The organism is Aeromonas lusitana, assembly GCF_002812985.1.
Classification (GTDB): domain Bacteria; phylum Pseudomonadota; class Gammaproteobacteria; order Enterobacterales; family Aeromonadaceae; genus Aeromonas; species Aeromonas lusitana.
On sequence record NZ_PGCP01000005.1, the window covers coordinates 69,009 to 81,901 of the forward strand.

Genomic DNA, 12,893 nt, shown 5'->3' on the forward strand with positions numbered 1-12,893 from the left:
GCCGCACCGATAGGCGGGCTCAGCTCAACCGCAGCTCAAACTCATACGCCAGCGTAATAATCCACCGGCACCGGCACCACGGCGCCGGTGAGCAGCTCCTCATCGATCACCTCGCTCAAGTCACGTAAGTGGAATTTCACCTGACCCGAGGCCAGCATCAGTCCCACGTCCGGATTGCGGCCATCCTCTATGTTGCCGGTCTTGAACGGCAGATCGGAATGTGCAGCTACCAGAGCATGCAGGGAGGGCACCACCAGCTCGATGTGCTCAAGCCCAGCCTGATGGCTGCGACCCGGTTTGGGGGCAGCCAGCTCGATGCAGGGCACGCTCACCGCTTGCGCGCAGACCGGCTGATGCAAACGGTAGGTGGCGATGGGACGCCCCCCTATCATGCCTTCCACCAGCAAGACACCGTGGCGCGCCAGCACCTCCTTCAATTCGAGGTACTCAGGCAAGGTGGCGGCGCGATAGCAGAGGTGATCCACCCGGGGCGAGTCACACTCTCCCAGCGAGGCGCGCAATTCGGTCAACAGTTGGCAAACAAATGGGGCCATGGGCCCCAGAGCGGTATCCAGTGGATGAGACATGATCACCATTTCTTCTTGGGTTGGAACAGGACGTCCAGCTCGTCCGCCTCTTTGTCCTTGATGTTCTGCAGCTCTTTTTCGCTGTGCTGCTGCAGGTGTTCTTCCAGCTGACGCATACCCTGGCGCATGTCTTCTTCCCGCGCCAGCAGGTAAGGATCCTTGTCGGTGACATTGGCCAGCGCTCCCAGCCCCTTGGTATAGAGCTGGCGACAGGTGCCAAACTGCCCCTGGATCTGGGCATCCATGGCCCGCTTGACCAGGTTGGCGATGTTGATCTTGAGCTGCATCAGCTCGAGACGGCGATCCTCCTGGGCAAAGCCGTGGGGATCTATCTTGCCCTTGTTGTGCTCGACCCGCAGCACGGCGCGCATCTTCTTGGCCAGTTGCAGCATCTGGATCGCCTGACGATCGGATTCCGGGGTCTTAAAGTGGCCCTCATCCTGGCTGCTGTAGTTCTCCTGCACATTCTTGATCTGGGTCTGGACATCTATGATGCGCTGCTTGATCTGATTGCTGGGCATCACTTGTGCTATGGCACGGTAGGCATCCAGGATCCTGTGCTGCAACAGCAGCACCATATTCTTTGAAAAAGGCACCAGGTTGACGTTCAGCAGCACCTCTTCGGTCTCGTCCGCCACGGCCTTGTGGCGGGCGATGGCCTGGCGCTTGTCGGCGGCCGCCTTCTGTTTGTATTGCTGCACCACGTTATAGGCGATGACCAGAAACAGGAGTGCGCCGATTGACAGCAATATCAAGGTTAAAATCATAGGGTGTCCAAACTCCTGTCCCAATCCAATTGCGTGATCCTACAACAGCTTACCCGCATAAGGTAGCGCGCAGTGTGACCTGGCCCCACAACAACGCAAGCGCATCTCGCCACCCCGCGTGCCCATCACGCCGCCATAGGGGTATCGCCCCCGTCCCCCATTACTTGAGGCAAAAACCCTTGGCATGCAGGAAGCCCAGCATGAAGGGGCGCGCCTCCTTGCCGAGGATGGCCTTGATCTGGCCGCTCCAGGTCTGTTGCTTGTTGTTGCCGCTGCGGGCCAGGTAGTAGTCGTGGATCTGGTTGTCATATTGGGCCAGCAGCTCGCGATCGAGCGTCTCTGGGTAGCGGTTCTCATGGACCACCAGGCCCCGCGGCAGCCGCGGTTTCTGCTCGGGCTGCTGGGCGGGATGACCCAGACAGAGGCCAAACAGGGGGATCACCAGATGGGGCAGCCCGACCGCCTCGCTCACCGCCGCCACGTTGTTGCGAATGCCGCCGATGTAGACGCCGCCGAGCCCCAGGGACTGAGCCGCCAGCAGGGCATTCTGGGCCATCAGGGCGCCGTCGATGGCACCGATCAAGAGCTGCTCCGCGTAGCCGGTCTGGGCATCGGGCACTATCTGGCTGTGGCGCTGGTAATCGGCGCAAAACAGCAAAAACTCCGCAGCCTCGGCCACATAGGCCTGGTGACCGGCGAGCTCGGCCAGGGTGGTGCGCAGCCCCTTGTCGGTGACCCGGATGATGCTGTTGGCCTGCAGGAAGCTGGAGCTGGAAGCCGACTGGGCGGCGCTCAGGATCTGATCGAGCTGCTCGGCCGTGATGGGATCTGAGGTGAATTGACGAATTGAGCGATGGGAAAGGATGAGATCGATTGTCGGGTTCATGATGCCTCCGGGATGAAGGCCTCACTTTACCCAAAAAAAGCGAGGGGCCCAAGGCCCCTCGTTCCCCTTAAGGGGCAGGATAGACATAGGGGGCCTGCAGCCCGAGGGGGAAGCCCATGCCCCAGTAGAGCAGCAGGAAGATGCTCCAGCTCACCAGGAAGGCCAGGGAGTACGGCAGCATCATGGAGACCAGAGTGCCGATGCCGGTGCTCTTCACATACTGCTGGCAATAGACCACCACCAGCGGGAAGAAGACCATCAGCGGGGTGATGATGTTGGAGGCGGAATCCCCCACCCGGTAGGCGGCCTGGGTCAGCTCGGGGGAGATCCCCACCGCCATCAGCATGGGCACCAGGATGGGGCTGATCAGCGCCCACTTGGCCGAGGCCGAGCCCACCACCAGGTTGACGGTAGCGGTCAGCAGTATGATGCCGACGATTGTCACCTCCCCCGGCAGGGCCAGGGCATGCAGCACCTCGGCGCCGGACAGGGCCAGCAGGGTACCTAGGTTGGAGTCACCGAACGCCTTGATGAAGAGGGCGCAGAAGAAGGCCATCACCATGTAGGAGCCCATCTTGTTCATGGTGGCCGACATGGCGTCAATCACGTCCTTGCCGCTCTTGAAGTTGCCCGCCACAAAGCCGTAGACGATACCGGGCAGGATGAACAGCAGGAAGATGAGCGGCACGATGGATTTCATCACGGGGGCGGCGAAGGTGGTGAGCGATCCGTCTTCGGCCCGCATCGGCGAGTCGCTCGGCGACAGGGCCAGCCCCAGCAGCACTATGGCCGCCAGCATGGCGAAGCCTGCCCAGTTGAAGGCCCGGCTCTCCTGGGCGCTGTAGCGGCCCATCTCGTCGGCGCTCTCCAGCTCCTCATTGAGGGGAATGTGCTTGAGGCGCGGCTCCACCACCTTCTCGGTGACAAACCAGCCCACGCAGATGATCAGCAGGGAGGAGGCGCCGGTGAAGAAGATGTTGCACAGGGTGTTGACCATGTAGTCCGGATCGAGCAGCTGGGCCGCCGACTGGGTGAAGCCCTGCAGCAAGGCATCACCGCCCGAGGGCAGGAAGTTTGCGGCAAAGCCACCGGAGACCCCGGCGAAGGCCGCGGCGATCCCCGCCAGGGGATGGCGCCCGGCGGCGTGGAAGATGATGCCGCCGATGGGGATGACCAGCACGTAACCCGCATCCGCCGCCGTGTGGCTGACGATGGCCACCAGGATCAGCATGGGGGTCAGGAAACGGGCCGGGGTCACTTTCAGCAGCTTCTTGAGGCCGGTGTTGATGAAGCCGGACTGCTCGGCGACGCCCACCCCCAGCATGGCCACCAGCACGATACCGAGCGGCGCAAAACTGGTGAAGGTGGTGACCATGCTGGCGAGAAACTCGGCAAGGCCGGCCCCGGTCAGCAGGTTGTTGACCACCACGGCCTCACCGGTGCGGGGATTGACCAGATCGAAGGAAAATTGGGAGAGGATCCAGGAACCGCCCCAGACGATCAGCAGGGCGTAGAGGAATAACATGGCGGGATCCGGCAGCTTGTTGCCCGCCTTCTCGACCCCGTTCAAAAAGCGGTTTAACCAGCCATTGGGCGGGCTGCTTGGATGCTCGTTCACTGCGGCTTGACTCATTATGGTGATACTCCATTACCAAGGAATGAGCGCGCATACTAGCGATAACGTCCAAGGAATCCCATGATACGAGACAAATATTCGATTAATTATGTTTAATTTGGCATGTCACGCTTCAGAAACGGGACATGCCGCACATTATTTGCTGTGATGTCAGGCAGTTACCAAGGGGTAGTGGCCCATCTTGCACTGGATCCCGAAGCCCGCGGCCGCCACTTCCTGCGCCGTCATGGGGGTGCTGAACAGGAAGCCCTGGAACACGTGACAACCCTGGGCACGCAGAGCCGCCAACTCGTGGGCATCCTCCACCCCCTCCGCCAGGATCCCGAGCCCGAGACTGGTGGCCATGGCGACCGTGGCCCGGATCACCGGCAGATTGAGCCCCACCACGAAGGAGCGATCCAGCTTGATGGTATCGATGGGCAGCCGGTTGAGGTAGGCAAGCGACGAGTAGCCGGTACCAAAATCATCGATGGCTATCTTGATCCCCTGCTCGCTCAAGGCGTCGAGGATCTCGATGCAGCCCTTCATGTCCAGCATCAGCACGGTTTCGGTCAGCTCCAGGGTCAGCAGGCTGGCGTCGACCCCATACTCCTCGAGCTGCTGCGCCACCAGCTCCGGCAGGGACGAGGAGAGCTGGAAGCCGGACAGGTTGACCGAGACTGGCACCCGCAGCTGCCATTGCCGTTGCCACTCCCCCATCTGGGCCAAGGCGGTGGAGAGCACCCAGCTCCCTATCTCACGAATGAGCCCCATGTCCTCGGCCAGGGGAATGAACTCCCCGGGCGAGACCTGGCCCAGCACAGGGTTGTGCCAGCGCAGCAGGGCCTCGAAGCCGATAAGCTTGCCCTGGGCCACATCCACCTGGGGCTGATAGCGCAGGCTCAGCTCCCCCCGGCCGATGGCCTTGGCCAGAAACTGTTTCAGGGTCAGCTTGCGGTGCAGGCTCTGCTGCATGCTGGGGGTGAAACGCTGCCAGCGCAGGCGCCCCATCTGCTTGGCCTGATACATGGCCATGTCGGCGCGGGTGATCAGGTTATCGCCATCATCGGCATCGTCCGGGTAGATGGCGATGCCGATGCTGCCGCCTATGGTGACCTCGGGCACCCCGCTCAGCTGCAGCGGCTTGCTCATCTGGGAGAGCATGAGATCCGCCACCTCCTGGGCCCGCTCGCTGGATTGACTGAGCGGCACCAGGGCGGTGAATTCGTCCCCCCCGAGGCGCGCCAGCTCCACGTCCCGCGGGCAGATCTGCTTGAGCCGCCCGGCCACCCGCTCCAGCAGGCGATCCCCCGCCTTGTGGCCATAGTTGTCATTGACCAGCTTGAAGTTGTCCAAGTCCATGAACACCAGGGCAAAGCGCCCCCCCAGGCCACAGTAGGCCTCGAGGGACTTCATCAGGCCGTAGCGGTTGAGCAGGCCGGTGAGGGAGTCATGCCAGGCCATGTGACGGTGCTCCAGCTCCTCGAGCTTGCGATCCGTGATGTCGCGCATGGTGAGCAGGATCCGGGCCCCCTGCTGGATGTGGCGGAACTGGTATTGGAACCAGCGCATCCCCTTGAGGGTACGGCACTCCCCCTCGCTCACCACCTCGTCGAGGTGGGACAGGCGCCGGTAGAAGGCCTCATCGCAACCGGAGAAGACCTGGGTCAGCTCGGTGACGACATTGCCAAAGCACAGATCAAAATGGTGATTGCCGCTCTCGAGGCGGCCCTGATTGTCGAACAGGCAGGCCAGGGTATCGCCGGTGGCGAGGGAAGATTCCTGATAGAGGGTGTCGGCGTCGATCACCGCCTCCGTCATCATCATCAGGCGCCCGGCTATCTGGACACCGGAGAGGCGCAGGTAGACCTGCTTTCTGACCCCTTTCGGGGAGATGGTCCACCACTCGTTGTAACTGCGTCCCTGTTGAAAATCCCCGAGATAGCGCTGCAGCAGCAGGTCGATGGCGGCGGCCATGTCGGCCGAGAAGTCGCGGGATTGCAGCTCGGCCAGGGAGCTCGCCTCCCACAGTCCCAGTGCCGAGCGATTGGCCCAATAGATATGATGGCGCTGGATGTCATAGACCCAGATGGGCGTATGGAGCACATCCATCGCATTGAGTAGGGATTCGTCTAGCGTATTCATCTTGAGTGGTGATTCATGCTGATCGCTCATCGCAAACACCAGCCACGGCAGCCCTGCATACGCGCCTCCATGCTGGTACAAAATTTGATCCGGCCCATAATCTGGAAACATGCTGGTGAAAAAGGGCCGACATCATATGAAAACGCTACATGTGATCCCCATGGTCAGAAGAAATGGACTCACAATGATATTGTTAGGAATGGTCATGACCATTGCTATGATTTTTATACTTTTTTTCCTTCGCGAACAACTATTAATCCCCGCCATCTCCCTCCTGCTCGCGGGCCTGATGACAGCTTTTGTCGGCGTGCTGAAACTCCATGAGCCTCATTTTAGTCTCTCTCTCTGTCAGGATTGTCTGCAATATCACCACAAGTACGGTGGTTGGATCCTGAAATGGAGAAATATTCAGCGAATTGACCAGCCACGTATCCATTTGGGGTGGGATCTGGTGGCCCTGCCCTACATTGGATTGAAGATAAAGGATTACGACGATTTTTTGACGTTGATCACACCCCGGCTGGCGGTGCGCCTGCTGACCGAACAGCGCGCCGTGCTGCTGCAGGCGATGCAGAGCGAGCAGCCAAACTGCCTCGGCGGCAGCTGTGGATCCGGCCTGCTGGGGGAAGGCTTGCTGGAGGAGAGTCACTTTCGCTCCCCGTCCGGCCAACGCTACGAGGGGGTGATCGCCATGCTCGGCAACCGCATGACCAGGCTGCGGGATCTGCTGGGGTATGACCTGCTGGTGCCGGACAACAGCCTGGATCGCCCCCCCACGGATTTTGTGCATTTGCTCAATCAATACCGGCGGGAGTCGAATCTAATCCAGATCAATTAAACGCCCGATTGCGCTTGCCAAGCCAGGCGACTCTTCATAAGGTCTCTGGCTTGTTACAAATACCCCCTAAGCCGCTTATGAAGTACATCGAAGAGTTCTATCTGTTCGTCAAGGTGGTGCAAGAGGGCGGTTTCTCCCACGCCGCTGCCGCGCTGGGCATGCCGACCGGCACCATCAGTCGACGTATCTCCCAGTTGGAAGAGCAGCTCGGCCATACCCTGCTCCACAGATCCACCCGCAAGCTGCGCCTCACCGACGAGGGGCTGCGCTATTACGAGCGCCTGTGTACCCCGCTCGCCGACATAGAGCAAGCCACCGGCGAAATTCAGGGTCAGGAGCAGGACATCAGCGGCCTTATCCGCCTCGCCGCTCCCATCGCCCTCTCCAACACCATACTGGTCGACATGCTGGCCGACTTCGGCCTGCGCTACCCCGGGGTGCAGTTCGACATCAGCCAGACCAACGATCACTCCCCCCTCAGCGATCAGGACAGGGATCTGGTGTTCTTCAACGGCGAGCTGCCCCAGTCCCTGCCCAACGCCCTCTGCCTCGGGCACATCGAATACGGCCTGTTCGCCTCCCCCCTCTACCTGGAGAAGATGGGCACCCCATCCCACCCGGCGCAGCTGGAGGAGCACGATCTCATCTACTGCTGGCCCCACCAGCACTGGCAACTGATCGGGAAAGACGAGCAGATGGTACAGGTCAAGCGCGCGCCGCGCCTGAGTGTCAACCAGACCCAGGCCGCGGTGCGGGCCGCCAGGCGCCACCTTGGCATCGTCAATGCCCCCCAGCACTATGTGCACCCCTTCTTGCAGGACGAGCAGCTGGTGGCCGTGCTACCGGACTGGCAATCGGGCCGGCGCCCCTTCTACATGCTGCGCTGCCAGCCCCAGTTCACCCCGCTGCGTGTTAAGATGTTCGCCGAGTTCGTCGAAAAATATTCCGTGCGCTACCGCCACCATCAGCGGGACGATCAATTCTTGCCGGCCATGCCCTTGCCCATTGCATCTGACGCTTGATGGCGCACACTTAGCGCAACGCTCGTTGCACAGGTCCGCTAACACTATGAATGTATTGATATGTGATGACTCGGGCTTCGCTCGCAAACAACTGGCGCGCGCCCTGCCCGCGGACTGGAACATCAAGCTGCACCAGGCCGCCGATGGTCTGGAAGGGGTGGAGCAGATCCTGATGGGCAATGGGGATCTGATCTTTCTGGATCTGACCATGCCAGAAATGGATGGTTACGGGGTGCTGGAGACCCTCCAGCGGGAAGGGCTTCGCAACAAGGTGATCGTGGTCTCCGGCGACATCCAGCCGGAAGCCTATCAGCGCGTCATGGCGCTGGGGGCCCTGGATTTCATCAAGAAACCCGCCGCTCCCGAGACCCTGCGCGAACTGCTGCGCCGGCACGGCCTGTGGCAGCAAAGCGCCCCAGCGCCTCTACCCGTTGCCGTCCAGGGCAGCGACCAACACCCGGTGCAGAGTGCCATCCAGTTCACCCCGGAGCTGAGGGACGTCTACCAGGAGCTCGCCAACGTCGCCATGGGTCAGGCCGCCGATCTGCTGGCCCGGTTGCTCGGTGCCTTCGTGCTGCTGCCTATCCCGAACGTCAACGTGCTAGAGGTCTCCGAGCTGCACATGGCGCTCTCGGCCGCCGCCGAGTCCGATACCCTCTCCGCCGTCTGCCAGGGCTTCATCGGCGCCGGCATCGCGGGTGAGGCGCTCATCTTGTTCCACGACGCCAGCTTCCAGGATCTCGCCAGACTGATGAACCATCAGGGCCCGCTCGATCACGGCGTCGAGCTGGAGCTCTTGATGGACACGGCCAACGTGCTGATCGGCGCCTTCCTGCGCGGCTACGCCAACCAGCTCGACACCCCCTTCAGCCAGGGCCATCCCGTGGTACTGGGTCAACACAGATCCATTCAAGATCTCATCCAGACCAACCAGAGCCGCTGGCGCCGCACCCTGGCCATCGAGATCAACTACCGGATCCAGGGACACGCGGTGCAGTGCGATCTCCTGCTGCTGTTCACCGAAGATTCCATCGCCACCATGAATCACAAGATCATGCATATGCTCTAGAGGCCAAAAGGCCCTCCGGCAGCATAAATGACCAGACAAGACACAGAGGAGTGACCATGGAAATCCGCGAATTTCACTGGCTGATGAACATAGTCCAGAACCTGGACGTGGGGCTGGTGGTGCTCGACAAGGAGCACAGGGTACAGGTGTGGAACGGCTTCATGGAGAGCCACAGCGGCCGGCTGGCGGGCGAGGTGCGGGATCAGGTGCTGTTTGATCTCTTCCCCGACGTCGACAGGGCCTGGTTCGAACGCAAGGCGAACATGGTGTTCAAGCTCAACAACCGCGCCTTCAGCACCTGGGAGCAGCGCCCCTACCTGCTGCGCTTCTCCAACTACCGCCCCATCACGGGTTCGGCACCCCACATGTACCAGAACCTGACCCTGGTACCGCTCGCCGATTTTGGCGGCCAGGTCACCCATCTGGCCATCATGATCTACGACGCCACCGACGAGGCCATGCTGATCATGGGCCAGCGCCAAGGCTGATCCCGCCATCGACCTCGACAAAAAGGGCGCCATCAGGCGCCCTTTTTGTTATCTCATCCGAGAGCCATGACCAAGAGTGTCATGCGCTCAGGTACTCGGTGAAGGCGTCGATCACCTCTTCGATGTCATCGTCGGTGAGCTGCAGATGGGTAACCAGCCGCATCTCACCGTAGCCGGAGAAGAGGATGCCGCGCTCCTTCATAAAGGCCAGCAAGCGCTCGCTCTGCTCTTTCGAAAGACGCAGGAACACCATATTGGTCTGCACCTCGGCCAGCTCCAGCTCGATGCCGGGCAAGGCTGCCAACCCCTCTGCCAACCGTTTGGCACGGCGGTGATCGTCTGCCAGCCTGGTCACATGCTGATCCAGGGCAAACAGCGCGGCCTGGGCCAGGATCCCCGCCTGACGCATGCCGCCCCCCAGCATCTTGCGCAGCCGTCTGGCCCGCCCGATGAAGTCACGGGAGCCCACCAGCAGAGAGCCCACGGGTGCCCCCAACCCCTTGGAGAGGCACACGGAGACGCTGTCAAAGGGCGCGGCTATGGCCTGCACCGATTCACCGCTCGCCACCACCGCATTGAACAGCCGGGCGCCATCCAGGTGCAGTTGCAGACCTCGGCTGTCGGCGAAGGCCCGCATCTCATGCAGGTAGCTCAGTGGCAGCACCTTGCCGTTATGGGTGTTCTCGAGGCAGATGAGCCGGGTCTGGACGAAGTGGGCATCATCGGGGGCGAGGGCGGCGCGCACATCCGCCAGCGCCAGGGTGCCGTCCGCCTGCATGGGGAGAGGTTGCAGGGCCACGGACCCCAGCACGGCAGAGCCCTGCGCCTCATAGCGGTAGATGTGGGACGCCGAGCCGAGCACGGCTCCTTCGCCACGCTGGCAGTGACTCATCATCGCCAGCAGGTTGGACATGGTGCCCGAGGGCACGAACAGGGCGGCCTCTTTGCCGAGCAGCTCGGCGCCCTTGTGTTCGAGCGCATTGATGCTGGGATCTTCTCCATAGACATCATCCCCCACCTCGGCGTGCAGCATGCTCTGGCGCATGGCCTCCGTGGGCTGGGTCACGGTATCACTTCGTAAATCGATATAGCGCATGTCATCCTCCTGGTGCAGGTCGATGACATTAACCAGCCAGGGCTGTGCTGGCAAGGGACGGGATGCGGGAATGTGAGCCCTGCTACTCACCAGGGCAGAGGCTTTCCCTGCAAGTCCAGGAAGCGGCCCGAGTCGGACTGGGTCAAAGTGCCGATGAGATCCAGCAGTCGCGGCGCCACCCGGGCGGGATCCTGCAACTGCGCCGGGTCCAGCTCATTTTTGAAGGGTTGCTGCAGGGGAGTATCCATGAGCCCGGGGTGCACGGTAATGACCCCAGCGCCGGGGAAGCGCTCGGCCCACTCGGCCGCCAGTAGCCTGGCTCCCATGTTGAGCGCCGCCTTGCTCATGCGGTAGCTGTAGCGACTGCCAATGCCCGGCTGACCTGATTCAGCCTGCCCCAGGCTGCCCGCCAGATCAGAAAGGGTGCAGAGCCAGAGGCGGGAGTCCGGTGTCATCAAGCGGCTCAGGCTGGCGCCCAGGGCGAGCTGGGGCCAGGCGTTCGCCTCCAGACTCTCGCCGAGCCACTCGGGATCCACCTCCTCCACCCGCCGCTCCGGCATGTGATTGAGATCATAGAGAAGGCCAATGGTGTTGATCACCACAGTCGGCAGACTGGCCCCATCATAGAGGGTAAACAGGGCCTCGAAGGCGAGTGCATCCACCTCCTGCAGGGGAAAATAGCAGGCCGGATCCAGCCCCTTTGGCGCCTGTCTGCCCGCCAGCAACCACTCCTCGCCCCGCTGTGCCAGCTCATGGGCGAGCGCCGTGCCCAGCCCGCCACTGCCCAGGATCAGATAGCTCATCTCCATGTCCTTGGATTTGCCGTTTGTTTAGAGGGTATCAGAAGAATCGCTCGCTGCAGACTCACCGGCGGATGCGGGGCAAGCTCAGGCCTCGCTCAGATGGCGGCCGAACTCCCGCGCCCGCGCCAGATCCAAAAATCCATCTCCCTGCTTGTGGCTGCGCAGGAACTGGTAGTAGGCGAGCAGGGTGACGAGCTGCTCTTCACCGGGCAATGCCTGCTCGGGGTGCCGCTCCTGCAGCAGGGTACCCGCCGCCGCCAGCGCCTCTCTGTCCACCACCTCGGCCTGACGATAGAGATAGCCGCAACCGGTGGCGAGCCACTCCAGGGAGCAGTTGGCCCCCATGGCGATCTGGTTGGCCTTGCCAAGACCGGGCTCGGCCCCCTTCAGATACTTGCGGATCAAGGCTTCACTCAAGCCTACTTTGCGGGCAAACGCGCTCACGCTCCCCTCCCCGATCAGGCTCTGCAGCCTGCTGGCAAACCCGTTCATCACACTCTCTCCTGTCCAGGACTCAGAACCAAAGTTCGAACTCACGAGGGGGGCATTATTGCCTTGTCCGCCAGAAGAGACCAAGATGCTGTCAGCATTTATTTCCCTTATCCGTCTATTCCCGCTATCCGCGAAGGAGTCATCATGTCCGTATCCCGCCTAGCCCTGCACGCCCAAGGCCCGACCTTCTCCCGTCTCATCATGGGCTACTGGCGCCTGATGGAGTGGCAACTCTCCCCTTCAGCCCTGCTGGATCTGATGAAATACCACCTGGATCTGGGGGTGACCACAATCGATCACGCCGACATCTACGGCGGCTACCAGTGCGAAGAAGCATTCGGCCAGGCCCTGCGCCTCGAGCCTTCCCTGCGTGAACGCATGGAAATCGTCAGCAAGTGTGGCATAGCGCTGACCGCCAAGCCGGAACACGCTCTCAATCACTACAACACCGGCAAGGCGCACATCATCGCGAGCGCCGAGGCCTCCTTGCAAAAGCTCGGCACCGATCACCTGGACTTGCTGCTGATCCATCGCCCGGATCCCCTGATGGATGCCGACGAGGTCGCCGATGCCTTCATCACCTTGAAGCAGACGGGCAAGATCAAGCACGCCGGGGTCTCCAACTTCACCGCCCGCCAGTTCGACCTGCTGCAATCGCGCCTCTCCTTCCCCCTGGTCACCAACCAGCTGGAGATCTCGCCGCTGCATCAGGAAGGAACGCTGGACGGCACCCTGGATCAGTGCCAGCAGCTGCGCATCAAACCTATGGCCTGGTCCTGCCTCGGCGGCGGCCGGCTGTTCAAGGATCCGGCCTATGGCCCATTGCGTGCCGAGCTCGATCAGATCCGCCAGGAGGTAGGCGCCCAGACCATGGAGCAGGTGGTCTACGCCTGGGTCATGATGCTGCCGAGCCAGCCGCTGCCACTCATCGGCTCGGGCAAACGGGAGCGGATCGCCGCCGCCGTGGCCGCCGAGTCCATCGTGCTCAATCGCCAGCAGTGGTTCCGCATCCGCAAGGCCGCGCTCGGCTACGACGTGCCCTGATCCCCGCAGCGTGCGGAAGGTGCTAGAGAAAAAACGGTATG

General features: G+C 61.8%; 12 protein-coding genes and 1 pseudogene. 5 read left to right on the forward strand and 8 right to left on the reverse strand.

Features of this window, described 5'->3' with window-relative positions:
* Positions 1-41: 41 nt before the first annotated feature.
* The 5 genes from CUC44_RS05200 to CUC44_RS05220 form a co-directional block, all read right to left on the reverse strand.
* Positions 42-596, reverse strand: coding sequence for a VOC family protein (locus CUC44_RS05200; protein WP_167388787.1), 555 nt, complete (start codon positions 594-596; stop codon positions 42-44).
* Positions 590-1,354 (reverse strand): DNA repair protein, encoded by a 765-nt coding sequence (locus CUC44_RS05205; RefSeq protein ID WP_100858924.1) that lies wholly within the window; start codon positions 1,352-1,354, stop codon positions 590-592. The genes CUC44_RS05200 and CUC44_RS05205 overlap by 7 nt, the downstream gene beginning before the upstream one ends.
* Before the next feature lie 160 nt (positions 1,355-1,514).
* Positions 1,515-2,240 carry an oxygen-insensitive NADPH nitroreductase gene (gene nfsA, locus CUC44_RS05210; protein WP_100858925.1) on the reverse strand — a complete coding sequence of 242 codons (726 nt, stop codon included), beginning with the start codon at positions 2,238-2,240 and terminating at the stop codon, positions 1,515-1,517.
* Positions 2,241-2,307: 67 nt separating this feature from the next.
* Positions 2,308-3,873, reverse strand: a complete 1,566-nt coding sequence (locus tag CUC44_RS05215; protein WP_100858926.1) for an AbgT family transporter — start codon at positions 3,871-3,873, stop codon at positions 2,308-2,310.
* 153 nt (positions 3,874-4,026) lie between these two features.
* On the reverse strand, positions 4,027-5,967 hold the full coding sequence (locus CUC44_RS05220) for a putative bifunctional diguanylate cyclase/phosphodiesterase (protein ID WP_167388803.1): 1,941 nt from the start codon (positions 5,965-5,967) through the stop codon (positions 4,027-4,029).
* A 169-nt stretch (positions 5,968-6,136) separates the two neighbouring features.
* Here CUC44_RS05220 and CUC44_RS05225 point away from each other — a divergent pair, with 169 nt between their 5' ends.
* The 4 genes and pseudogenes from CUC44_RS05225 to CUC44_RS05240 all read left to right on the forward strand — a co-directional run bounded on the left by CUC44_RS05225 (position 6,137) and on the right by CUC44_RS05240 (position 9,417).
* Positions 6,137-6,838, forward strand: a complete 702-nt coding sequence (locus CUC44_RS05225; protein ID WP_100858927.1) for a DUF2982 domain-containing protein — start codon at positions 6,137-6,139, stop codon at positions 6,836-6,838.
* Between the two features lie 77 nt (positions 6,839-6,915).
* Positions 6,916-7,853, forward strand: a pseudogene (locus CUC44_RS05230) (LysR family transcriptional regulator).
* 53 nt (positions 7,854-7,906) lie between these two features.
* Positions 7,907-8,929: a response regulator gene (locus CUC44_RS05235; protein ID WP_100858929.1), complete on the forward strand. Its 1,023-nt coding sequence runs from the start codon at positions 7,907-7,909 to the stop codon at positions 8,927-8,929.
* 56 nt (positions 8,930-8,985) lie between these two features.
* Entirely contained in the window at positions 8,986-9,417 is a 432-nt protein-coding gene (locus CUC44_RS05240) for a PAS domain-containing protein (RefSeq protein WP_167388788.1), read from the forward strand.
* A 79-nt stretch (positions 9,418-9,496) separates the two neighbouring features.
* On the opposite strand, the gene ltaE is transcribed toward CUC44_RS05240, so the two are convergent.
* From ltaE to CUC44_RS05255, 3 genes are all read right to left on the reverse strand, one after another.
* Entirely contained in the window at positions 9,497-10,513 is a 1,017-nt protein-coding gene (gene ltaE / locus CUC44_RS05245; RefSeq protein WP_100858931.1) for a low-specificity L-threonine aldolase, read from the reverse strand.
* Positions 10,514-10,599: 86 nt separating this feature from the next.
* Complete coding sequence (locus CUC44_RS05250; protein ID WP_100858932.1) at positions 10,600-11,316, reverse strand: Rossmann-fold NAD(P)-binding domain-containing protein; 717 nt, start codon at positions 11,314-11,316, stop codon at positions 10,600-10,602.
* A gap of 84 nt (positions 11,317-11,400) precedes the next feature.
* A complete protein-coding gene (locus CUC44_RS05255; protein WP_100858933.1) occupies positions 11,401-11,808 on the reverse strand; it encodes a transcriptional regulator in 408 nt (135 codons plus the stop codon).
* Between the two features lie 144 nt (positions 11,809-11,952).
* Here CUC44_RS05255 and CUC44_RS05260 point away from each other — a divergent pair, with 144 nt between their 5' ends.
* On the forward strand, positions 11,953-12,852 hold the full coding sequence (locus CUC44_RS05260; RefSeq protein ID WP_100858934.1) for an aldo/keto reductase: 900 nt from the start codon (positions 11,953-11,955) through the stop codon (positions 12,850-12,852).
* Positions 12,853-12,893: the final 41 nt, after the last annotated feature.